Here is a 23,913-nt window from a genome sequence, read left to right as displayed (position 1 = left end):
GCCTAACATGAATTTCTGTGAGCTTTATAACATAAAAAATGCGATTGCCAGGCATTGTTGCAACCTGTTGATATCACATTTAGCATTTCTCTCATTTAATTTGCGATTTTGGGATGAAGCATTTTGAAAAATCGGGTTTTTCAGGAAAAGTTGGAAAGGAATTCAGAAGTCAGAATTCAAAAGATAGAAAAAACAAAGTAGAGTTTTATACATAAAGTACTTGATAGTTCTTAGTATAAATGTGGGCATTCAATTGTTAGACCAGTCATTTTAAAAAATTTATGAAAAACATTAGGTGAATATAATTCGCTACTACATAAGCAAAGTTTACTTACCCGGAAAATATGAAATATCAAAAAGTTCAAATCCACAGAGGTGGGTTTGTTTGTATAGCCATGACTTATAGTAGCCAAGACTTTAATTCATGCTGGATTCTTCTTGATAAAAAATCAATATTTATTTGATATTGAAATCACCGATTGTTGTGAATTTATGATAAAGATGTCATTGCCTATAGCAAATTATATAGTTTTCATGAAGCTAAATCAGGTTTTGAGTAATGCTATTTCATAGATAAGATGAATTGACGGTAATTTTAAGAATAAGCATTGTTAAATAAAGTTTCTGACAGATGGATAGATTAAATTTCACCAAAAAGGCTGAAGTTAATCTTAATGATAACTTCAGCCTTTTTTCAATTTATTTACAATAAAACAGGAATTATTGCATATATAAAAATAAATAAAGTATTAAGATCAATAACAGTTCGTAATGTAGATGATATCCATTTATTAACAAATTCTATTTTCAGATTATTACCTTCATAATTTAGGCAGAGCAGGCAGGCAAAAGTGTTTTCTAAAAAGGTGCAGAGCTACATTAACCAAATCATGGACGGAGAGGAAGAAATACAACAGGATGAAAAAGTATTTTGCCGACAAGCGGATACTGCTCCTCTGATGATTTGGATGGCTGGATGCAATGCACTTTACTGCTACTTAAATTTAAATTGGTTAGAATTTACCGGAACATATCTAACAACAGGCGGATCTGCATCTGCGCGACAAAAGGAGATAGGTAATCTTTGGGCTTGTAGCGTTCATCCAGAAGATAGACAGCGATGTGATAATATATACTTAGAAGCCTTCGCTGTGCATAATTCCTTTCAAAGGCAATATCGCCTGCGTCGGGCTGATGGCGAATATCGTTGGATTTTAGATACAGCCGCGCCACGATTTGCCGTAGATGGCAGCTTTGTCGGTTACATCGGTTATTGTGTGGATATAACAGAAGTGCTGATAGTGGGAAGTCAAACTACCCTGCAAGAAAGGTCATCAGCGCCTCGAAATTTATCTCTTTTTCTAAAAAATATTACATCCCAAAAAAGGAACGGGAAGTTAACAAAAGCACTAAAAAACTTACAATCTGAAACTGCAAAACGCCAAGCAGTTGAAGCCCAGCTAAGCCAAAAAACATCAGAATTGGCAGCAATTTTGGAAGTGCTTCCTGATTTGTACTTTCGTCTCGATGCTAATGGATGTATTTTGGATTATAAGCTAGGGAAGATGGAGAACCTGTATATTTCCACAGGAGATTGTCAGGGTAAGAGTTTGCGAGAATGCGTACCACCTGCTGTAGGCGATCGCTTTCAGCAAGCTATAGCTCAAGTACTTGAGACTCAATCTTCAGTCAGTTTTGAATATACCTTACCGCTTCCACAAGGGAAGAATAATTTTGAAGCTAGGTTATTGCCGTTATCAGACCAGCAAATCATAGTTCTTGTGCGCGACACCAGCGACAAAGTACAAGCAGCATTAGTAGAAAGCGACACTAAGTTTCGCAACATTATTGAAAACGCCAATAACATTATTTTCTCCCTAACCCTTGAGGGAATATTTTCCTACGTTTCTCCTAACTGGACTGAAATTTTTGGGCATGAGGTTGCAGAAGTTGAAGGCAAATCCTTTGTTCCCTTTATACATCCTGACGATGTGCCTATCTGTGCAAATTATTTCCAAAAAATTGCGACAACAACCGAAAAGCAAGACGCAATTGAATACCGGGTAAAACACAAAAATGGCACTTGGCGATGGCATACAAGTAACTCATCTGCAATTAGAGATGCCGATGGTAATGTTATAAACTTTGTTGGTATTTGTTATGACACCACCGATCGCAAACAAGCAGAAGTCGCACTCAGAGAAAGCGTCCAACGGGAAGCATTACTTAACCGTCTTTCTAACCAGATCCGAGCTTCCTTGGATCTGAATTACATTGTAGAAACGGCAGTACAGGAGATCCGTAACTTATTCCAGATTGATCGCTGTGCCTTCTTTTGGTATCGACAAGACTCCGAAGTTCCCCATTGGGAGAAAGTAGACGAAGCGAAAAGTTCCTCTTTGGGCTGTCAGCTTGACGAGCAAGAAGCAACTAATGCAGAAATCGAACTGATCGCAGCCAAAACCTTGAATAGGGAAATCATCCGCATTAATGATATCGAGACTTTGGGCGATGTTTACGACGGGTTACACCTACGCACTGCCCAGTTGTTTTTGCAGAAGTTCGGTTTCACTGCCTTTATGTCGCTACCCGTACACACCCAATCTGGTGAAATAGGTGCATTTAGTTGTGGTTCTTATGGGGGTTTCCGGCCTTGGCTAGACAACGAAGTAGAATTACTACAAGCAGTTACAGTTCAACTAGCGATCGCCATTGACCAAGCTAAACTCTACACCCAAAGTCGCATCGCTGCCCAAACAGCCCAAGACAAAGCCCAGCAACTCGAAGCTGCACTACTAGAACTTCAACAAACCCAAGCCCAACTGATTCAAACTGAAAAAATGTCCAGTTTGGGACAATTGGTTGCAGGTATTGCCCACGAAATCAACAACCCCGTCAATTTTATCTACGGCAATATTAGCCATGCTCGTGAATATACCAAAGATTTATTGCACTTGGTAGACCTTTATCAACAGAACTATTGCCCACCAACACCAGAGATTCACGAACAGATCCACGACATTGATTTAGACTTTCTCAAGCAAGATTTGCCTAAAATTCTCGATTCTATGAATATGGGAGCCGAACGCATTCGGCAGATAGTTTTATCTTTACGGAATTTTTCTCGCCTTGATGAAGACGGCACAAAAGCAGTAGATATTCATGAAGGTATTGATAGCACCTTACTGCTGTTGCAAAATCGTTTGAAATCCAAACCAGGACATCCCGAAATCCAAATAATCCGAGACTACGGCAGCCTACCACCAGTAGTTTGTCACGCCGGACAGATGAATCAGGTGTTTATGAATCTGTTGACAAATGCGATCGATGTTTTAGAAGAGTCATTTGTCATTAGTCATTTGTCATTAGCAAATAAATCTAAACAAACGACAAACGAGCAAGGACAAATGACTTCTCCTCAGATTCGCATTCGTACCTTCATCAAAGAAGACCTTGTAATCATTGGCTTTGCAGACAATGGCCCAGGCATGACTGAGGAAGTACGCAAACGCTTATTTGATCCCTTCTTTACGACAAAACCTGTGGGGAAAGGTACAGGTATGGGGCTGTCAATTAGCTACCAAATAGTTGTTCAAAAACACGGCGGACAAATTCAGTGTATTTCAGCACCAGGAGAAGGTGCGGAGTTTGTCATCATGATTCCACTACATGAGGAACCTTCAACATAGATTTGACATCCTTACCGCCGTGAACGCACGGGGAAGAAGGAGTAATGAGTAATGAGTAATAAGTAATGAGTAAATACCCATTTTTCATCCACTCATTACTCCTTACTCATTACTTTAAAGCCGTGTTGGAAAAACGGGGTTTTATATCATGTCCGGTTAAATAATTGTCATTGCGAACGAAGTGTTCGCGGAGCGTCTCGTAGAGATAGCAATCCTAAAACCCTTGCGATTGCTTCGTTCCACTTCGTTCCACTTCGTTGCACTCGCAATGACATATCACAAGTAATTTGCCGGACATGATATTAAACCCATTTTTCTGATAACTTTAATATTTTCTTAATCAAAAAGTTAACCTATTGGTTGTTAACTAAGATTAATTCACTTTTTGCTGCAATATTTTAACCCCCCAAAAACCTGAAAACGGGAATTGGGGGGATTATTTATACTAGTATAGGGAGTTAAGACTAGAAAGATTACAGTTCACTTGATTGAAAAACGTTGTAATGGTAGTACTATCTTTGCATTGGCATAGCCTAACCCAGACGGTAGCACCTGTAAAAAAATTCCTGAATAATAAGTAAAGTAGAAAACTGGGATGATACAACCCCAAGGTCAAAATAGTATCACCTACACGCGTGTTATTCATCTAAGTCATGTAATTGACATAGATATTCCTCAGTGGCCGGGAGATCCGACAGTAGAATTTGAAACTGTGGCTGAACTGAATAATGATGGCTATTACCTCCGACGTTTCGCCTTGGGAGAACATAGCGCTACCCATATCAACGCTCCTAACAGCTTTCATAGCTATAGTATGGGAATTGACCAATACCCCGCCCAATCTTTGGTTGTACCTGCGGTGGTTATAGATATTCGCCAAGCCACAGCCGTGAATTCTGATTATGCTCTGACTGTTGCTGATGTACTGGCTTGGGAAGAAGAATACGGTGAAATCCCTCAAGGCTGCGTAATTATACTGAATACTGGTTGGCAAAAAAAGTGGTTTGATAAAAGTGCATTTCTAAATCATGATGCTCAAGGCATTGCCCATTTTCCGGGCTTTGGTAGCGATGCAACTCAATTCTTATTGAAGGAAAGGCAAATTGCTGGAGTAGGGATTGATACTCATGGTGTAGATCCAGGACAGGACAACACTTTTGCTACTAATCGCTTGATATTGGAAAAACCGCGTATTGTTTTAGAGAATCTCACCAATTTGGATCAGTTACCACCTAAAGGTACTACTTTAGCGATCGGGATTCTTCGGTTGCGTGGTGGTTCTGGTTCTCCTGTGGGGGTGTTGGCATTCGTGCCTTAATTTTTATATCGATATTTCTATGTCACACCAATTTTTTAAACTTGAGGATAACCTAGAAAGCAAGCAAACTTAGTACAGCTTTGTGTAAAATCTTAGGGTTTTTAACGCAGAGGAACGCAAAGTGAACGCGAAGGTACGCAGAGTCTTGCCAAATTTTCTTGGCTTATTTGTTTGTGTCCTTTGCGTCCTTCTCTGACGAGACGCTGCGCGAATGCGGTTCGTTTCTCATATAGTTTGACGCATCTTTATACAGAAGTAGTATTAGTACACAAGTTTCACTCGATCATCAGCCGGGGATTTTTAAGATGACAACTCCGCTATCTTGCCGCAATTACATCGACGGTCAATGGTTGAACACTGTAGGGGAAGGATCTTTAGAAAGTCGCAACCCTGCAAACAAAACCGAAATCGTTGCCACATTTCCCCGTTCCCAAATTAATGATGTAGATACAGCCGTAGCCGCCGCCCGTAAAGCCTACCGCAGTTGGCGCACAGTCCCGGCCCCAGCTAGGGCAGAATATATCTTTCGCGTCGGGGAAATATTACTCCAGCATAAAGAAGAACTTGCCCAGTTAATCAGTCGAGAAATGGGTAAACCCCTGACAGAAGCTAGGGGAGATGTGCAAGAAGGTATTGACTGTGCCTTTTACACTGCTGGCGAAGGACGGCGACTATTCGGGCAAACCACACCATCGGAAATGTCTAATAAATTTGCTATGACTGTGCGAATGCCCATAGGAGTTTGTGCCTTAATTACTCCCTGGAATTTTCCTGTGGCAATTCCTTGCTGGAAAGCTATGCCAGCTTTGGTGTGTGGCAATACAGTCATCCTCAAACCTGCCGAAGATACCTCCGCCTGTGCAACTAAATTGATTGAAATTTTTCAACAAGCAGGTTTACCACCCGGAGTAATTAACTTGGTGCATGGTGTGGGAGAAGAAGCGGGGAAAGCTTTAGTTGAGCATCCTCATGTAGATTTGGTATCGTTTACCGGTTCTTCAGAAACGGGTGCTTTTGTTGGTGCTACTTGCGGCCGCACTCACAAACGTGTCTGTTTGGAAATGGGTGGTAAAAATGCCCAAGTGGTGATGGAAGATGCCGATTTGGAACTTGCCTTAGATGGCGCAGTGTGGGGAGCATTTGGAACAACCGGTCAAAGGTGTACGGCTACTAGTCGCCTGATTTTGCATCGTGATATTAAAGAAAAATTTACCACTATGCTTTATGAGCGTACTAGTAAGTTACGCTTGGGTGCTGGCACTGACCCCAATACGGATATTGGCCCGATTGTCAATGAAAAGCAACTAAAACAGGTGAGCAAGTATTTGGATATCGCCCGTGAGGAAGGAGCAAAGGTTTTAATTGGTGGGGAAATTGCTAGTAAAGGCGAATTGAAAAACGGTTACTTCTTTCAACCAACTATTTTGGATCGTGTAACTCCCGATATGCGAGTTGCCCGTGAAGAGATATTTGGGCCAGTGGTGGCATTAATTGAGGTTAGTTCCTTTGAGGAAGCGATCGCAATTCTCAACGATAGCAATTACGGTCTCTCTTCTTCAGTTTACACCCGCGATATCAATCGGGCTTTTACTGCCATGCGCGACATCGAAGCAGGTATAACCTATATTAATGGCCCTACTATTGGTGCAGAAGTACATTTGCCCTTTGGTGGCGTGAAACAAACAGGTAACGGACACCGCGAAGCTGGAACTACTGCCTTAGATGTTTTCACAGAATGGAAAAGTGTTTATGTTGACTTTTCTGGAAGTTTACAACGCGCTCAGATCGATAACCGCAGTTAATTTTGCAATACAAAGACCTAACCCCCAGCCCCTTCCCTTGTAGGATACTATTGGCGAATTTATAGAGGGCAAAACCAGTTATCACAAAATAGAAAAGTCCTGACCTCCCAGCCCCCAGCAATTTACCAGGAAAATTATGCTCTAATTGCGCCATTTAGTTTGATTTTACCTTTGTTTTATTTGGGGGGCTAATTTCTAAATCCTTCTCCCAAGCTTGGAAGAAGGATTTAGGGTCAAGGCTTTTAATTCATGCAAAAAAACTTACTTTTCTGTCAGAGAACGCCCTTGAGTATCTATGTCAAGTTCTTCGCGTCTAACAGTTTCTTGAGCTTGAACTGTATCCTGTTCTACAACTTTCTTGACTCGCACTTCTTCCCGTACAACAGCTTCTTTGCGGATATCGGGCGTTTCTTCGTAAATATCCATACGAGCTACTTCACCTTCACGGAAAGTTGCGTCACCTGGACGAGTTGGCGTAGCATTTGTGGGGCTTGTACGCTCAATTACTACTCGCTCTTTTTCTACTGGTACTGCAACATTAGCAGTATCAGTTTCGATGTGTTTACCAACAGAAACTTCTCCTGTCTTGTGGCGTTGCTTACTAGCAATCAATCGTTCTTCGTACAGCTTCAGAGTTTTACCATCCTGTTCGTTAATATTGTATAACGAGGGTTCTTGCTCATGTTTGTAAGTGCTGCGGTCATAAGCAGCAGGCTGTGTCTTAGTAGGAGTAGCAGCCGCAGGCCGATAAATACCGCGTACTTGCTCTTCGTAGTCGTAGTCAATCGTTTCTAAGTCATCAAAGTTAGGCAGATTTTCTACTTGCTCTCTAGTCAGACCTTTGGCATATATTCGCTTGTCAGTATAATGAACGTCGGCAAGACCAACAGGTAGCAAGACTTTTTTACCGAAAATCCAGAAGCCTGTATCCACTACAAAATAGCGGAATTTCCCTGTTTCTTCATCAACTAAAATGTCATGAACTGAACCAACTTTTTCATTTGCTGCCGTATAAACATCAAAGTTATTGATGTTCATATCATCTACTCCAGAAGAATTTTTTCGATAGTCTGGGTAGGATTGTTCTAGTTTTACAAGTGCCATTTGTTTATTCTCCAATGCTTTATCCATTGTTTACCATTTTAATAAAATTTATCAAAAACGCCTCTTACTATTGGAAGATTAACTAGTAGTAGCTTTTGAATTTATATTAATAGTAGTATTTTTGTAGTTAGTGGATTTATGACTAAATAAAATTAGATATTGGGTTTTTCTATAGAAAAACCCAGTGGTAATAGTTGGGAGGGGGATATTTAATGATTATGATTGTTTAGCGATCGCACGCACCCAGATTATCCGCCCAAGGTAGTAGCTCTTGAGTGAGATATTTAAATTTTCTAACGGCGCTTATACAATCCAAATAAAGGAGCGAGAATTGCTCCAAAGACGAAGCCTCCTGCGTGTGCCCAGTAAGCAATCCCCCCACTTTCCATACCAATATTGGAGCGAGTCTGTAAGCTAGCAATACCATAGAATGCTTGCTGGGCAAACCAAAACCCAAGAAAGAAAAATGCCGGAACTCGTACCGTGGTCAAGAAAAACCCCAAGGGAATTAAGGTCAGAATTTGGGATTTTGGGAAACGGAGAATGTATGCACCCAAAATTCCAGCGATCGCACCACTTGCACCCAAGGAAGGGATCGTTGAATTCTGTGAAAAAAACCACTGAGATAGCGCTGCTAAAATGCCGCACGTCAGATAAAAAATTAAATATTTTACATGACCTAAGCGGTCTTCAATATTGTTACCAAAAACCCACAAAAACAGCATATTTCCTGCTAAGTGCAAAAAACCACCATGCAAGAATTGAGATGTAATTAAGGTCATCCACTCTGGTATTAACTGACTCTCCAAACCACTAGGACAAGTGGTTGAAAGTTGGCATGGTACTAGCGCCGCCGTGTAGAAAAATCTTTGTAATTGTTGCGGTGTTAGGTTCAGTTGATAAAGAAAAACCAGAATATTAGTAACAATTAACCCATAGGTAACATACGGGGTAATTGTTGTAGGATTATTATCGCGCAGAGGAACCACAGTTTTTTCTGATAATTGCGACTTGAAAATATTTAGAAGTTGTAGCCAACACCTAGTAAAATTCCTACATCAGTTTCATCAATAAAACTGACATTTACCCCGCCCGTTGCTGTAATTTGTGGGGTCAAAGGTACATCTACACCCCCAGAAATTAATGCGCCCACGGTGCTATCTCTACCTGTAGAAACTGCAATGCCACCACCAATATAAGGCGCTACACTCAGTTGAGTGATTTCCAAATTTTCTTGGGGGAAATCTACAGTAAGCGGCACAAGAAAAACTGTATTATCCCCAACTAAAGCCGCAGGACGAAAAGATAAATTTCGTGTAAGTCCGATTTTGCTAATTACAGCAAATGAACTTTCACCTACTCGTGTATTGCCACTTATACCAATATTACCAGCAACACCAAAATAGCTAGAACCAGAACGGGTGGCTCTACCAGGCTCAAAAGTTTGAGCTACCTTCTCAGATTCAATGGCTGAGGAAGGTTGTGTTGATTCTATAATCAAGTCAGATGCAGAATTAAGATTAGTCGCAGGAGTTTCACTTACTTGTTCTGCTTGATTTGTAACAGTATTAGCCGAAGGAGAGTGTGTATTTTCAGCACTAGCTGGTAAAGTAACACCAATAACAGCCACAGTAGCACACGCTAGTAGAATAGAAGTGCGCTGGACAAGAGTTGTAATCATAAATATTCCTTCCTTTTTATCCTCTTGTTTCTAGTATTGGCAACAAATGTGAAGAGAAAGTGACAGATATTAAATGTTTGCTAGTAATTTGGTTGAAATTGTTTTATTCTGTGATGAATTTGCTCAAGTAGAAAACATAGTTAAAAGTAAGATGCCTAACTTATTAAATAATTCATCTGTCTGGATACTGAAAATGTGTAATTCTTTAGAAATTAACCAGCAAGCAAATTTATATCTTTTGATAGTTGGCTTATAATTTATATAATTTAATGTGGATGAAATAAAGAAAGATTTTATCGAGAACGCTTGGGCCTGCGTTGATTATTATGTCTGTCTGAATTAGGTTCTTGAGATTCGTTTTGATTTTTGCCGGAAGTATGTATAGCATATTTTTCTGGGATAATAGGAGAGCCGTGCATTTTGGCGTAATTTTTAGTAAACTCTGCTCCTAGAAATAAGATATGAGCGGCGTAATAAATCCATGTAGTAATAATTACGAACGAGCCAGCGACACCATAGGCAGAACCAATATCAGTTTGGCTAAGAAATAACCCAAAGAAAAATTGACCAATCATAAATAAGATGGAGGTAATTGCCGCACCCACTCCAGCACAGCGCCATGCAACTTGAGCATCGGGTAAAATGGTATATATTGCGGCAAATAGAAATGTTAGAATACTAAATGAGAGTAAAAAGCTGAGAACTTGCCACAGAGAACTTAATCCAGGCAATAAATCGCTTAAGTAATTAACTGTGACGAATAAAACGTTTCTGACTATATAAGAAACAAATAGTAAAAAAGCAATGACTAACACCATTGCAAAAGATAAAACCCGTTTTCGCAAAAAATGAAAGATTTGCCGTTTGGGTTCTGGTTTTACTTCCCAAATTTTATCGAGCGCATACTGAATTTGGGCAAAAACTCCAGAAGCACCAAAAATGAGGAAGCCGATAGTAAAAATTAGTTGTAATAATCCCCCCCTAGCATCTTGTCTTAAATTTGCGATCGCAGTGGCAAGTAATTCTGCACCTTGTTCACCAACTATTTTTGTCATTTGGTTAACAATCTGTTGTTGCGCTGTGGCTTCTCCATAAATTGCACCAAGTATTGTGATAATAATCACCATTAAAGGTGCAATAGAAAATACTGTGTAATAAGCTAGGGATGATGCCAAAAGAGATACTTCGTTGACTTGCCACTCTGAAAACGTTTCTTTTAAGAGTCTCCAAACTTGTCTTAACCGCATAATAAAAATTGTTTGATTGGCAGCCTACTCATATTTGTAAAATGACCCTTGCTATCATTAGATAAACAAACACTCCTAAAACATCTACCGCAGTAGTAATAAATTTGCGATCGCACTAATTCTAAGCGTTAAACTCAAAGCCTGGTACAAAATAGGCTGTAAGCAATAGCGATAGAGCGCCAACTAGCCAAGTTAGCAAGAAGTTTACTATTAACATTCGTAACCTCTTTTTCTAACAATCTTCATTATTGCTAAAAAATGTGAACAAAAAGTGACAGCACCAACTACTGCTGCTACTTGACTTGCAACAAAATTTGAAAAATTTACCGAAATAATTACTAATTCGTAATTATAAAGAGAGGGGAGCATCACACTTTTTTATATGTCATTGCGAGCGAAACAAAGTGAAGCAAAGCAATCGCAGAATCTCCAACTAAGAACTAGTCCATGCGATTGCTTGCCTGCGACACGCTCTTGCGAACGCCGTCCTACGAGACGCACTCGCGTTCGCAATGACAGTTATTCTTTCAGTGCAAAATAAAAACTGGGATGCACCCCATCTGTACATTGCGATTGCTTTGCTTCACTGCGTTACGCTCGCAATGACAAATTATGTTTTTACACATTTGTGATGCTCCCTAAAGAGAGAGAAAAATAATTGCTATAAACGATTTCGGCGTTTTTGAATAAAAGGATGAAATTAAAAAAAATCAGTGGTTTAAAACTCTTGCTCTCTATATTTGTGCGTGAGCTTTTCATCTTTTTCATTTGGTAATGCGGAGAATTTTATCCTGCTGTGAAGGGCAACTTCCTCGTCCATCACAGTTACTAGTTGTGACATACAACTCGCCATCTGGCCCCATAATTGCCTCTCGGAGTCGTCCGTATTTACCTTGCAAATACACCTCATGACGCTCGACTTGCTGGGGTGATTGTGGGTTGAAAACGACACGCTGCAAGTGTTCGGAGCGGAGGGTAGGAATGATTAAGCTACCCTTCCATTCAGGAATAGAATTTCCAGTATAAACTGCTGCCCCACCCGGAGGTAAAGCTTGACGCCAAACAATGGACGGAGTGATAAGTCCTTCTCCTGATTCACAACGGTAGATAGTTGGCCAGCCGAGGTTGTCTCCTGCTCTGGCGACACTGACTTTATCGTGACCACTTCTACCTAACTCACCACTGGGCCCGTGGTCTGTTACCCATAGTGTTGATGCATTATGCCAATCAAACCCTTGAGTGTTGCGAATGCCAGAGATATATACGGGATTTTTTGGAAACGGATTGTCTTGCGGCACTTGTCCATCAGGTGTCAGACGCAAGATTTTCCCAGCGAGGCTATTAATATCCTGGGAACTTTGCGGGTCTCGCGCATCGCCAGTTCCAATATAGAGCATTCCATCAGCACCAAAACGAATGCGACCACCGTTGTGATACACCGCTACGGGAATATCATCGAGGATTATTCTATCTGACGAAGCACTGAGTCCATTTTGGGATAATCGCCATCGTTCAACGCGATTCACCTGCGACCCATTTCTATCAGCAGTATAGTATACGTAAAAAAGTCGGTTTTCGGCAAAGTTGGGATGAGTCGCAATGCCAAGTAAACCACCTTCACCGCTATCTGCAACATCAATAGTAGCTACAGGTTTTTGGACGAGTTTACTATCCCGCACGAGGCGAACCCGTCCAGGTCGTTCAGTGACTAACATATCTTGGTTTGGTAGAAAGGCAATTCCCCAAGGAACCTCAAGACCTGTTACCACTTCTTCAGCCTGTACATTCACCTTTCCTTGTGAACCAAAGCCATTATCAACGAGAGTACATTGATTATTGCTAGAAGTTTTTTGACTGACTTGTTCTGTTGCTTTTGTTTCTTGATTGTTAGTGTTTGCTGATTCAGATGTTGGTGAAACGCAAGAAGAAATTCCTAGTGTAAACATGGCAATAACTAGTTTGCCTGCAACAATTCTTGTCATGTTCATAACTATATTTTTCCCAAAAATTTCTGCTTGTGTAGGCTTTAAAATAGCTACTTGAAGAATACTTAAAAATTCAAAATTTAGGAACAAAGACAAAGACTCCGTTCCTAAATCCTGAATTCTGATTTATTCATTAGATAACAGTGTTATAGAAACATTCTGTAAATTTACTAGGGATAGAGGTAGTGTTTTGACTATCCAGTTACCATTATAAATATACTCAACCTCATAGCCTCTATCTACAGACCTACTTCAAGCCTAACAGAGTCGAAGGCAAGTAGTTTCTCAAAAAGAGGTTTGAAAATTTAGTGGTGGGTATCGATTTGACACCCAATCCTCAGTTTTCTTTACGTCAAATAAAAATCATTACATGCAGCAATGCAACGCCAATATCCAACATCCAAAATCCGAAGCTGACTATGGTGTTGGGAACTTTTTTTTTACGGTTTTGGCTCCTTTGATATCCAGTAATTGAGTTAATTCGGTTGTACTTAATGACTTGACGAGACTCAATCCAAGCGATTTACTAGAAATACTTTGAGCGTAGCCTGCATTCAGATAAGGGGTGTATTGCGGCTTTCCTGCAACGTAGGTTTGGAAGAAAGGTAAACTCAAAACATTCATGTAACGACGCGCTTGGGAAGCATCACCAATCATATCGGCAGGTAATGCTACTTGTTGATTTGCAGGATTGCCATTACCAATGGTGGAAAAGTGTGTACCACCTTCAAGGGTGACGAGATACTTTTGGGAATTCGCAAACCAGGAGAAAGGTAGAATTTGCTCCGATAAAGCTGGTGCAACTGTATCATCACTACTGCTGACAATCATCACTGGAGTTTTGATTTGACTTAAGCCAGCTTTGCCAAAAATAGAACTAGTAATGGGATTCACTGCGATCGCAGCTTTCACTCTCTCATCCCGCAGGTTATAATCCTTGCCAGACTTGCTAATGCTCAATTCCAAAGCGCGACACTGGAGCAGTAAAGACATATTCCAGGTTCTTTGGAGTGCTGCTGGTTGGCAGTCTTGTTTTAGCTGCTCGAAGTTGATTTTAGCGCCTGCCAGTGCTAAGGCTGTGTAGCCTCCCAAAGATTGACCAAATACTCCGACTTGTTGCAGATTTAAGCGACCTTTAAACCTTGAATCAAATTGATTATCTTTTTCCAATTGATTCAATATATATGTTATGTCCATTGGCCGGTCTTTGAATTCACCTGGTTCTGCTACTTCAACGGCGTGTCCCTTTAGCAGAGAACGCAACTGTTTAGCATCGCTACCAGGATGATTGGGAACGACAACGGCAAATCCGTAAGAGGATAGGTGCGTGGCTAAATATTGAAAGTTGCTACTATCTAAACCCAAACCGTGAGAAATCACAATTACGGGTGCAGTTTTCTGAACATTGGGAATGTAAACATCAGTCAATAAAAGCCGATTGCGCTTTGAATCGAAAAACTTGAGGGTGTATTTTTGCGACTTAAATTTGCCCGGAACCTTCAAATCAGGCAATTGTGAGAAATTTGGTTGTGGCGTGCTAGCAGCTTCTATTTTAGACTCTTGGGCAACTGCTGCGATCGCACTATGGGTTTGATTAACAAGTTTCTCTAATTCTGTAGCTATTTCTAAAGTCCCTGCGACATCAAGGTGAATGCTACTTTTGGGATATTTACGCAACACATTTAAAAGTGTCAAGCCTCCCGATTCAGCAGAGGCTGAAATTAGCGCTGAACGCAAATTACCAAATCCTGGTTGACTGGTTTTAATGACTTGTGCCAGCCGATGCAGTAAAAATTCTCCCTGCGGTGTGTAGAGAAGCTGCGAAAGTACTACCGGACTAACTTTTACACGTTCAAGTAAAATCTGCCGTAATTCTTGAAGCCGTTCTAAAGGCAGATATTGCTGATATGCTGCCAAGTCTTCGTTAATTACGCCTGTTTTGACATAGTTTTCTAAAGTATTAACTGAAATGGATAGCTCTAAAGCTGAATAAGATGCATAAATCCGCTCTGCTGCCAAGACAGAATTGCTAATTCCAAACATTGGCAGCAGTGTTGAAAGAACCAGCAATAGGGAATTTTTTCTGAGGCTGCTGGCCCAATTACCAAACAAACTATTCATCGCTCAACTGTTTCGGTGATCTTGTTTTATCAGTGTTGGCTTTGGTAGTTATTCGGACACCCTGCTTGGTTTACTTAAAGTTTTTAGCCTCAATTTTATCAAAACAGAATTTAGGAGTCAGTCGTTATAATTCAGTATGAATTGTGTATGACTTGCGAATGTAGAAAGCTTTATCGAACAGAATTCAGGAGTCAGGAGTCAGAATGGGCTAAACGCCCCGCTACCGCTAACAGCATGAATTGTGTACGACTGGCGGATGAATAACCGGGTTTAAAACCCCCACTAAATCGTAGATTTAGTAGTCATCAATCCTGCGCCGATCTGAATCCTCGACTGATTGATTCTGATTCCTGAATTCTGAATTCTTCTTCAACTGACTCCTGAATTCTGATTTATGAATTCTTTTTCAAGAATTTTTCTCTTGGCTAGAAATTAAAAATCAAATACTACAGAGTCACACAGATGGGTAAACTATTCATCTTACGAGAGGCTGACCCCGTAGCTTGCCTTCACTATCAAATCATAACAAATAAAAAATAGTCCGCCTCAGTGTTTATGTTGTAGCTTTAAAGATGGCACAAATTTACTAGATGGAAATCATCAGTAAAAATCCTGAAAATTATTACTGTTAATTAGCTTTTCCTAGTGCGATCGCTACTGAACCTGTGACTACTAAAGCCGCTCCAGATAGTGCTATAAAACTGAAGTGTTCTGAAGGTATCAAATTAGGTACAGCACTTGATACAAGTGCAACTAATATTAATGTTACAATGGGAGCTAAAGCTATGACTGCACTTACTCGTGATGCTTCCCAATGTTCTAATGATTCGGCAAAAGCACCGTAAGCAATTAAAGTATTTAAAGCACAAAAAATCAATATTCCTAAATGGAAAGGCGCAAGTATAAAAACTGATTTTACTTTGGCTAGAGGGGTGAATAATAAAGCACACCCCCCGTAGATAATCAGCATGATGCTAGAGGAAGATAAAGATTGTAATAACTGCTTTTGTGCCAAAGCATAAATTGCCCAAGCTGTTGCTCCTAGAGCAACAAAAATACTACCTAATATATATGTGCCATGCGCTGTAACTAAATTTGTTAGTTGTTCACGAAAAAATAAAACATAACCGCAAATCATTACACTGACACCAATCCATTGATAAAGATGGTAACGTTCTTTAAAAACCACTAACCCTCCGAAACCTAATAGAAGGCTAGATAATTGAATGAGAACTTCAGCGTTAGCAGGTGATGTTAGTGATAAACCTGTGGTAAAAAAGAAGTAATTACTCCCTAAGAATAATGTAGCGATCGCTAATAATTTCCATGAAGTAGAACGTAGTTGTTCTAACTTTGGTAATTTACCACGTATTCCTAAATACACAGCAAGTAGTAAAAATGATACTAAAAAGCGAAACCAAATGACGGTATAGACATCAAGTACTTGTAGAGTTATCGCCAGAGCAATAGGTAAAATTCCCCACAATAAAACGGTCAATAGTGATAATGCTAGCCCTAAGCGCCAGCGACCAGAACTTTGATGTAGTGACATTCAAATATCCTACTCAAAGTAGGGGTGATAATAATGTAGAGACGCAAAATTTTGCGTCTCTACCAAAGATTTTAAGCTTAACCCAAGCGTGTTGCTTAATAACCGGTGCGATCGCTAGAGTTCGGTTCTACATTGCTAACTCTGGTCTGGCTTAGGTAATTGTAGACTCTGCGAGAAACTTCACGGACAAAATCTCCGGCTTTGCGATCGTGGTTTGGTCTTTGCACCAAAATACCTGCTAAATAACTTTTCCCATTGGGCATTTCAATAATACCCGCATCACCAATGATAAATCTTAATGTACCAGTTTTATGAGCGATGGTAGCTCCTTTACCAATACCAGCTGGTAACAAACTATTAGTTTTCACACGGCGCATGATGCCTAGAACCTGACTGCGGCTGTTTGGAGATAGCAAACGATTGTTAGAAACTAACGCCGCCAATCTCACCAAATCTTTGGAACTGGTTGTATTTTTGCCAGGAATGTCTGGAAGCAAATTCTGCATTGCTGTATTTTGCAATCCCCAGCTACGAAAACGTTGGTTAACTCTTGCTGTACCACCCAAACGATCAAGAACCATATTTGTGGCGGTATTATCGCTAATGGTCATCATCAAGGTAGCAGTTTGGAGGACACTAAATTTAGTTCCAACAGGTTTGTATTTCATAGTTCCGGCTTCACCAACCCTTAAATCGCGCCGCATCACTAATTTATCTGTTAGTTTAATTCTACCAGCGTCTATTTCTTGAAAAAGAGCTACTAACAGAGGAAATTTGATTGTACTGGCAGCCGCAAATCTTTTTTCGCCATTAATATCTATATAGTTACCTGTATCTAAATCTAAGAAAAATATTCCCGGATTTAATGATTTATAGCTTGCTAATAATGTGCGAATTTGAGAACTGATAACCTGCATTTCTTGACCAAGGTTTACAACTCCTGCAAATGTTGCAGCATCTGTGGAATTGATGGCAATATCTTCTCTATTTTCACCAACCGTTTTATCGGCTTGACGGTCAAAGGAGTTAAATTTTACAATCCAATGAGAACGAGAATCTCCCTTAATGGATAGGTTACGGGAAGCAATATGATAACCTGGAGCTAATTCTACGACAAAACGAGTTGTTTTATTATCTGATTTTCCGATCCGAATTTCTTTAATCGCTTTACCAAAGCTTTTTTTGACAGTATCTGAATTAAAACTAGTTCCAGGTAAGTCAAGTACCAATCGATTAGGATTATCTAATAAAAAGGCTTTGGGTTGAATTCCAGAAGTTGTAGTTAAATGTAATTGGTTTTGCTTAGAGTCAAAGTACCAAGACTGTAATCTTGAAGCTTTAGCTTGTCCTGCAACTAGAAGCAAACTGCTTAAACCGATGGCAAGTAAGTGTGATTTCATGTTGTGATTGTAAATATGCAACTATGTAGCAATTAATCAACTTTACCTTAGATTGTTTTCTGATGATCCTACTTAAATCCCGGACAAAAAAGTATAAATCTCATTGACTTATTTTTTTGATGATAAGTATACCCGTAAGGCACGGCATTGTCGTGCCCCTCCCCTACACTTGGCAATATAATCTTGTACCACATCTGAATTGGAACCGCTATAAGTACGCTCAATAATTCTGATTCATCAATCCACATCAAAAACAACGCTGACAACGTTGTTTTTGATGTAAGTTGACAACAAGAGAAATTACTAATCTAGCGGAACGACGATCTAATAATTAATTATGTTTCCAAGTTATTTTTTATTGATTGGGGAGCATCGGGAATATGAGTTGAGCAAAAACTTGAGATACAACAGTTTAATCTCTTTCCTACTCCCCACTCCCTTTAAAAGAAATCAGCCATCCAAGGCGAAGCACCTGCAAATATTTGTGTAGCTGTTAAGATAGCCGTTTCTGTCCCATTCAATTTTCCCGCTATTTGCAAATGGTAGGGGGTAAATAAGCTTGTATACAATGGTGCGAATTCTCGAATATCTAGCTGCAACTCACCCTTTCCGCCTCTTGTGACTTCGCCGCGTCCGTTGGCAACTGAAAGAATGAATTTACCATTATTTCCACTTAGCAAAGTATCTTGAATTTCTAAGTGTAGTTCAGCTTGGATTGCCGGTGGATAACCACGCAATTCTAACGCCTTAACTACATCTACTACCCGCAGCATCCAACGACTCGTATTTTTAATCTTGGCAGTTTGCTCTGGTAGCAGCAATGTCAGAGAATCAATTGCAGAACTCTTCCATCGAACTTGGTGAATTTGAGAGCGATGATTTGCCAGAAAAGCCCAGAAAGTTTGTGCAGCAGCAACCGTACTCAGTACCCAATCTTTCACAAAGAGGATTTCACCATCATTTGTTCGCTCTTGAGTAAAGATGATGTAACCTTGGGGTTGGTCTTTAGTACCAATCAAATAGGTATAGACTATTTCCTTCTCATTTGGTTGGATTATTCGCTCCCAAATTGCCGGATGTCGGTCTAAATATCCATGCGTTTGTCTGGCCTGCTGCTGATATAGCTGATAAAAGACTTGATGATTAATGTTTTCTACTGACTGTAAAGGTAGGGGTTGCTCCCGCACTTGGATATTCTGGGTAGCGATTTCCCAAATACACCAGCTACCCCCCTGCTCATAACCTACTTTTCGGTACAAAGTTTGAACGGCTGGATAAAGAGCGGAGATTGCTATACCTCTATCGTAAAGTTCTTTGAGGGTGTTTTGCATGAGAGCGATCGCAGTTCCTGAACCGCGATATTCTGGAGCAATGCCCACTGCGGCAATTCCTGTCATTGGTACACGTTGACCACCCCACCATTGACCCATATCCAGAGTTGCTAATCCACCGGCTAATTGTTCTGATACCCGAATAATGCGGAAATTTTTTACGCCAATTAGGTTAATGTAAGCTTCCTCGCCATCAAAGGCGCTGATGAAACACTGCTCAAGGATATGTTTCAGTTGCTGGATATCCTGTGGATGGGCGAGAGTGCTGTATTCAAATTGAGCCATCATCTCTTATACCATTGGTGTTACAAAATCAGAATCATACTACAATTTGTCATTCGTCATTTGTCATTTGTCATTGGTTTATCTCTTCCTACTCCTCAGCGCTCACTATGATGCTGGCTGATATTCAAATTTAGATTATAATTCCGAATACTTGTTTTTAACTAAATAAAATACTGATGAATATTGTAATCAATTTAAGTAGACGGGCGTTAATAAACATAATCTGTTCCGTCATTGCGAGCGAAGCGAAGCAATCCCAGAAACTTTGCGATTGCTTCGCTTCGCTCGCAATGACATTTTGTATTTAATTATGCCTACTTATTTATTGCTTTTTTTGCTGCCAATTTTGAGTAGCCTTTGGATTGCCCATACTTTCAATCCGCTATCTTCTTATCAGCCTCTCCAGGTTATAGATGGGGCAGCTTTATATAAAAAAGAATTAACCAATGGGAATAAAGCTTATTTACAACTTATCGATCTGGGCAAAATCCACATAGACCAAATCATCGGAGAAGTCGATAATATGGGTCTAAAGGAGGGTAAATATTATCAGGGAGAAGATAAATATTACAGCCCTTTTTTCAAACAAAAATTGTTTTCTGAAGTTGCAGATGAATATAAGAAACTTTACGACAATAACGTTTTTTCGATAATTAATTGTTCTTTTTTTGAACAATACCAATCTAGTAGTCAATTATCCTTCCCAATTAAACTTAATGGTGTAGTTATCACTGGTGGCAATAGTCCCTATGGCCCCATCAAAGAACCAAAGGATAAATTTTATAGTAATATTCGCCTCAAAGCCTTGGTCTGGGATGATAAGCAGGCATATATTACTGATTACAACCAGGTTAGCGGTACACCTCTCAACCAAAAGGGGGTAAAGAATGCGATCGTCACTTATTTATACAGCGATCATCCTGCAAAAGTATTAGGCAAAAACCAAGTAAATAAGTATCAAGTTATCGGTACTCTAGACAAAGATGGTGTTAAAGGTGATGAGTTGTTATTGATTATGACAGTGAATCAAGCAACTCTAGGTGAGGCAGCCGATTTATTACGTAAATTAGGAGTTAAGGGCGACATCATTACTGTTGACGGCGGCAGATCCACTTATTTATTCAATTCCCAAAACGGAAATATTATTGTTCCGCAACTGTCTAATGTGCAAGAAAATCCTACTTTCCGAAACCTACCTCATTATCTGGGATTGCGTAAGAAAAGTAAAAACCAGGTTGCGCCAAAAATCTTGATCAGTCAGCCGGTTTCTAAAGTACTTCCAAAGAAGGATCAGCCTTATTTAATATTGTGGCGGGATAATCTTAATGGTGATGTCTCCATTAAGTTGTACGATGGAGACAAACTTATCCAAAACATTTCTTCCCGTACCGCTAGCGATGGTGTTTATGAATGGACACCACGTATTTCTGTAAAAGAAGGCTATTCTATTCGGATTTCTAGCTGGAAAGACCGAAATATCTTTGGGCAGTTGCAATTGTATTGAAGTCCTGCGTTCTCTTAATTTAGCGGTGCGGAATGGGAAACTGTAATGGATAACTGGCTAAACGCAAACCCTTAGCAAGTTTGGCGGTGTGGCAGTGATTGGAATTGTTATCGTTTCTCACAGTAAACAATTAGCTCTAGGTGTGCGCGAACTTGCCACACAAATGGTTCAAGGCCAAGTTTCCATCGCTGTTGCAGCAGGGATTGAAGATTCTGAAAATCCATTGGGTACAGATCCGATTCAGGTTTATGAAGCGATCGCTTCTGTTTTCTCTGATGATGGTGTTTTAGTATTAATGGATTTGGGTAGTGCTTTGCTAAGTGCAGAAATGGCGATCGAGTTTTTGCCAGAAGCACAGCAGCAAAAAGTCTATTTGTGTGAAGCACCTCTAGTAGAAGGTGCGATCGCTGCTGTTGTGGCGGCGGCGGCTGGTAGCAACATTCGCCAAGTCATGGCGGAAGCACGCGGCGCACTTTTAGCTAAAGCAACTCAATTGGGCGTAATTATTAGTCCGTTGTCAGTTGTCAATGAGAACATCGCAGTCAGAAATCCAGAATTTCCCACCAAAGAAATCCGGTTAATTGTCAGCAATCGCTTAGGATTACATGCTCGTCCCGCAGCTCAATTTGTGGGAACCGCAGCCCGATTTCAATCCCAAATTCTAGTGCAGAATTTAACGAGGAACACTAGGCTAGTTCGGGGTGACAGTATTAACCAAGTCACCACTTTAGGAGTGCGTCAAGGACACGAACTAGTAATTACTGCTACCGGTTCTGATGCAGATGAAGCGCTGGAAGCATTACGGGCATTATTTGCAAATAATTTCGGTGAAGATAATGTTGCCTTAAATTCTCCGCCACCATTTCATCACCAAGTTACACCAGCAACTCACGGCGAACTTTCAGGAATTGCAGCTTCTGCTGGAGTTGCGATCGCACCTGTTGTTCATTATCAACCCACTCACATCACCATTACTGAATATCACGTAGACGATCCTGAAGCAGAGTGGCAAAGAATACAAGCCGCAATTCACACCGCCAGACAAGAAATTCAAGCAGTTTTTTCCCAAGCATCTCTGCAAATTGGTGACACTGAAGCCGCCATCTTCGATGCCCAACTATTATTTTTAGAAGATCCAGTATTGTTGGAAGCGGCTTATGGGCGTATTTCAGACCACCATATCAATGCTGAGGCAGCTTGGCAAGCCGTAGTCGATGAAGTGGCGACTTCTTACCGAACACTTGAGGATTCTTATCTGCAAGAGCGAGTTGACGATGTTGTAGATGTCGGGCAAAGGGTGCTGCGATTACTAGCTGGAAATGCCCTTGCTAACTTGCATCTTGATGAACCGTCGATTTTAGTGGCAACTGATTTAACCCCTTCAGATACCGCTAGATTAGATCCGACAAAGGTGTTGGGTATTTGTACAACTTCTGGTAGTGCTACTTCTCATAGTGCAATTATTGCCCGGACATTGGGTATTCCCGCAGTTTTGGGAGTAGATGCCCAAGTGTTGCATTTAGCAGATGGTACACTAATGGCGCTTGATGGTGAAAGCGGCAAGGCTTGGGTAGAACCAGAATCACATATCCTAGATTTATTAGCAGCAAAACAGTCAGCTTGGCAAACTGCTCAACAGGAAGCACGAGCTACAGCACATCAGCCAGCAATTACTCGTGATGGTCGGCAAGTTAAAGTTTTTGCCAATATTGGTAGTATAAATGATGTGCAAGTTGCTGTGGCTAGCGGTGCAGAAGGGGTGGGACTACTCCGTACAGAGTTTCTTTATTTAGATAGAATCAGCGCTCCCACAGAAGAAGAACAACTTGAAGTGTATCAGGCGATCGCTCAAGTTTTAGATAATCGTCCCCTAATTATTCGTACCTTAGATGTCGGTGGTGATAAACCACTTCCTTATTTGAGAGTAGGGTTTCCTGAAGCTAACCCTTTTTTAGGCTGGCGGGGAATTCGTTTTTGTTTAGATCATCCAGAACTCTTCAAAACTCAGTTACGGGCAATTTTGAGAGCTAGTGTTGGACATCAAATTAAGATCATGTTGCCGATGATTGCCACTGTAACTGAGGTACATGCAGCTAAAGTAATTTTGGGTGAAGTGCAGGCTGAATTAAATCAAGCTGGTATTTCCTTTGATGCAGCGATGAAAGTAGGGATTATGGTAGAGGTTCCGTCAGCAGTTGCGATCGCAGATCAATTAGCGGCTGAAGTAGACTTCTTTAGTATAGGGACTAATGACTTGAGCCAATACGTCATGGCTAGCGATCGCACTAATCCCCGTGTAGCAAACTTAGTTGATGCGCTACATCCAGCAGTTTTACGAATGGTGCAGCAAACAATCCAAGCTGCTCATGCTGCCGGAATTTCCGTAGGATTATGTGGAGAATTGGCAGCAGATATTTTAGCAACACCAATTTTATTAGGCTTAGGGCTGGATGAGTTAAGCGTCAATCCTCAAAGTATACCTGGAGTTAAACAGGCGATCGCTCGGTTGAGTATAGTTGAGAGTGAAGCGATCGTGGCATCAGCATTACAGCAAGATTCCGCAGTTCATGTCAGAGAACTAATCTCAACTTCAGTTATTCCCCCCGCGTAAATAATTCGTAAAGTTAAAATCTGATTCCCAGTTGCCCGTTAAAGCCACGAATAGAATTGTAGCCAGCACCAACAAAAACGTTATCAGTAGCACCTACCTGAACGCCACCTGAAACTGCAACACCTTTATCTTCTGAATAAAGTCCAACTCCTACATAAGGTGAGATGACAGGTAAACTGATAAATTTCAAAACATCTACTCCCGTAGCACCATCAGGGCCAACTCCTAACTCAACCCCGAAATTTAAAGCTCTAGCGCCGACAGCATAGGTTACATCACCATC

The 23,913-nt window shown here is 40.6% G+C and carries 15 protein-coding genes; 5 read left to right on the top strand and 10 right to left on the bottom strand.

Translation table 11 applies throughout. The annotated features are described in order from the left end of the window. Positions 1-890: 890 nt before the first annotated feature. The 3 genes from VB732_RS18050 (at position 891) to VB732_RS18040 (ending at position 6,809) form a co-directional block, all read left to right on the top strand. Positions 891-3,689, top strand: coding sequence for a PAS domain-containing protein (locus VB732_RS18050; protein ID WP_323232332.1), 2,799 nt, complete (start codon positions 891-893; stop codon positions 3,687-3,689). A 595-nt stretch (positions 3,690-4,284) separates the two neighbouring features. Next, positions 4,285-5,007, top strand: a complete 723-nt coding sequence (locus tag VB732_RS18045; protein WP_323232282.1) for a cyclase family protein — start codon at positions 4,285-4,287, stop codon at positions 5,005-5,007. 305 nt (positions 5,008-5,312) lie between these two features. Further along, positions 5,313-6,809: an aldehyde dehydrogenase family protein gene (locus VB732_RS18040; protein WP_323232281.1), complete on the top strand. Its 1,497-nt coding sequence runs from the start codon at positions 5,313-5,315 to the stop codon at positions 6,807-6,809. A gap of 261 nt (positions 6,810-7,070) precedes the next feature. Here VB732_RS18040 and VB732_RS18035 read toward each other — a convergent pair whose 3' ends face one another. The 9 genes from VB732_RS18035 to eis all read right to left on the bottom strand — a co-directional run bounded on the left by VB732_RS18035 (position 7,071) and on the right by eis (position 19,518). Continuing rightward, complete coding sequence (locus VB732_RS18035) at positions 7,071-7,913, bottom strand: DUF2382 domain-containing protein (RefSeq protein ID WP_323232280.1); 843 nt, start codon at positions 7,911-7,913, stop codon at positions 7,071-7,073. Between the two features lie 293 nt (positions 7,914-8,206). Further along, complete coding sequence (locus VB732_RS18030; protein WP_323232279.1) at positions 8,207-8,902, bottom strand: rhomboid family intramembrane serine protease; 696 nt, start codon at positions 8,900-8,902, stop codon at positions 8,207-8,209. A 32-nt stretch (positions 8,903-8,934) separates the two neighbouring features. Beyond that, a complete protein-coding gene (locus VB732_RS18025) occupies positions 8,935-9,594 on the bottom strand; it encodes a hypothetical protein (RefSeq protein ID WP_323232278.1) in 660 nt (219 codons plus the stop codon). A gap of 293 nt (positions 9,595-9,887) precedes the next feature. Then, complete coding sequence (locus tag VB732_RS18020; RefSeq protein ID WP_323232277.1) at positions 9,888-10,841, bottom strand: YihY/virulence factor BrkB family protein; 954 nt, start codon at positions 10,839-10,841, stop codon at positions 9,888-9,890. A gap of 764 nt (positions 10,842-11,605) precedes the next feature. Beyond that, positions 11,606-12,829: a PQQ-dependent sugar dehydrogenase gene (locus VB732_RS18015; RefSeq protein ID WP_323232276.1), complete on the bottom strand. Its 1,224-nt coding sequence runs from the start codon at positions 12,827-12,829 to the stop codon at positions 11,606-11,608. Between the two features lie 414 nt (positions 12,830-13,243). After that, positions 13,244-14,947 carry an alpha/beta hydrolase gene (locus tag VB732_RS18010; protein WP_323232275.1) on the bottom strand — a complete coding sequence of 568 codons (1,704 nt, stop codon included), beginning with the start codon at positions 14,945-14,947 and terminating at the stop codon, positions 13,244-13,246. A 628-nt stretch (positions 14,948-15,575) separates the two neighbouring features. Further along, the gene (locus tag VB732_RS18005; protein WP_323232274.1) at positions 15,576-16,499 is read right to left on the bottom strand and encodes a DMT family transporter; all 924 of its coding nucleotides are present in this window, start codon (positions 16,497-16,499) and stop codon (positions 15,576-15,578) included. Positions 16,500-16,594: 95 nt separating this feature from the next. Further along, on the bottom strand, positions 16,595-17,899 hold the full coding sequence (locus tag VB732_RS18000; RefSeq protein ID WP_323232273.1) for a serine hydrolase: 1,305 nt from the start codon (positions 17,897-17,899) through the stop codon (positions 16,595-16,597). Between the two features lie 440 nt (positions 17,900-18,339). Further along, entirely contained in the window at positions 18,340-19,518 is a 1,179-nt protein-coding gene (gene eis, locus VB732_RS17995; RefSeq protein ID WP_323232272.1) for a GNAT family N-acetyltransferase, read from the bottom strand. A 307-nt stretch (positions 19,519-19,825) separates the two neighbouring features. Between eis and VB732_RS17990 the strand changes: the two genes are divergently transcribed. Continuing rightward, complete coding sequence (locus VB732_RS17990) at positions 19,826-21,019, top strand: hypothetical protein (protein WP_323232271.1); 1,194 nt, start codon at positions 19,826-19,828, stop codon at positions 21,017-21,019. Between the two features lie 94 nt (positions 21,020-21,113). Next, positions 21,114-23,630 (top strand): phosphoenolpyruvate--protein phosphotransferase, encoded by a 2,517-nt coding sequence (gene ptsP, locus VB732_RS17985; RefSeq protein WP_323232331.1) that lies wholly within the window; start codon positions 21,114-21,116, stop codon positions 23,628-23,630. Positions 23,631-23,643: 13 nt separating this feature from the next. On the opposite strand, the gene VB732_RS17980 is transcribed toward ptsP, so the two are convergent. Continuing rightward, the coding region (locus tag VB732_RS17980) for a hypothetical protein (RefSeq protein ID WP_323232270.1) at positions 23,644-23,913 on the bottom strand (270 nt) is incomplete at its 5' end.

This window comes from Nostoc sp. UHCC 0252, from assembly GCF_034931145.1.
Taxonomy (GTDB): Bacteria; Cyanobacteriota; Cyanobacteriia; order Cyanobacteriales; family Nostocaceae; genus Nostoc.
This window is presented reverse-complemented; position numbering and strand designations above follow the sequence as displayed.

Bases quoted from the DNA above. Each gene is read 5' to 3' on its own strand.
- VB732_RS18050 (WP_323232332.1), top strand. From the start codon at position 891: ATGGACGGAGAGGAAGAAATACAACAGGATGAAAAAGTATTTTGCCGA.
- VB732_RS18045 (WP_323232282.1), top strand. From the start codon at position 4,285: ATGATACAACCCCAAGGTCAAAATAGTATCACCTACACGCGTGTTATT.
- VB732_RS18040 (WP_323232281.1), top strand. From the start codon at position 5,313: ATGACAACTCCGCTATCTTGCCGCAATTACATCGACGGTCAATGGTTG.
- VB732_RS18035 (WP_323232280.1), bottom strand. From the start codon at position 7,913: ATGGCACTTGTAAAACTAGAACAATCCTACCCAGACTATCGAAAAAAT.
- VB732_RS18025 (WP_323232278.1), bottom strand. From the start codon at position 9,594: ATGATTACAACTCTTGTCCAGCGCACTTCTATTCTACTAGCGTGTGCT.
- VB732_RS18020 (WP_323232277.1), bottom strand. From the start codon at position 10,841: ATGCGGTTAAGACAAGTTTGGAGACTCTTAAAAGAAACGTTTTCAGAG.
- VB732_RS18015 (WP_323232276.1), bottom strand. From the start codon at position 12,829: ATGAACATGACAAGAATTGTTGCAGGCAAACTAGTTATTGCCATGTTT.
- VB732_RS18010 (WP_323232275.1), bottom strand. From the start codon at position 14,947: ATGAATAGTTTGTTTGGTAATTGGGCCAGCAGCCTCAGAAAAAATTCC.
- VB732_RS18005 (WP_323232274.1), bottom strand. From the start codon at position 16,499: ATGTCACTACATCAAAGTTCTGGTCGCTGGCGCTTAGGGCTAGCATTA.
- VB732_RS18000 (WP_323232273.1), bottom strand. From the start codon at position 17,899: ATGAAATCACACTTACTTGCCATCGGTTTAAGCAGTTTGCTTCTAGTT.
- eis (WP_323232272.1), bottom strand. From the start codon at position 19,518: ATGATGGCTCAATTTGAATACAGCACTCTCGCCCATCCACAGGATATC.
- VB732_RS17990 (WP_323232271.1), top strand. From the start codon at position 19,826: ATGCCTACTTATTTATTGCTTTTTTTGCTGCCAATTTTGAGTAGCCTT.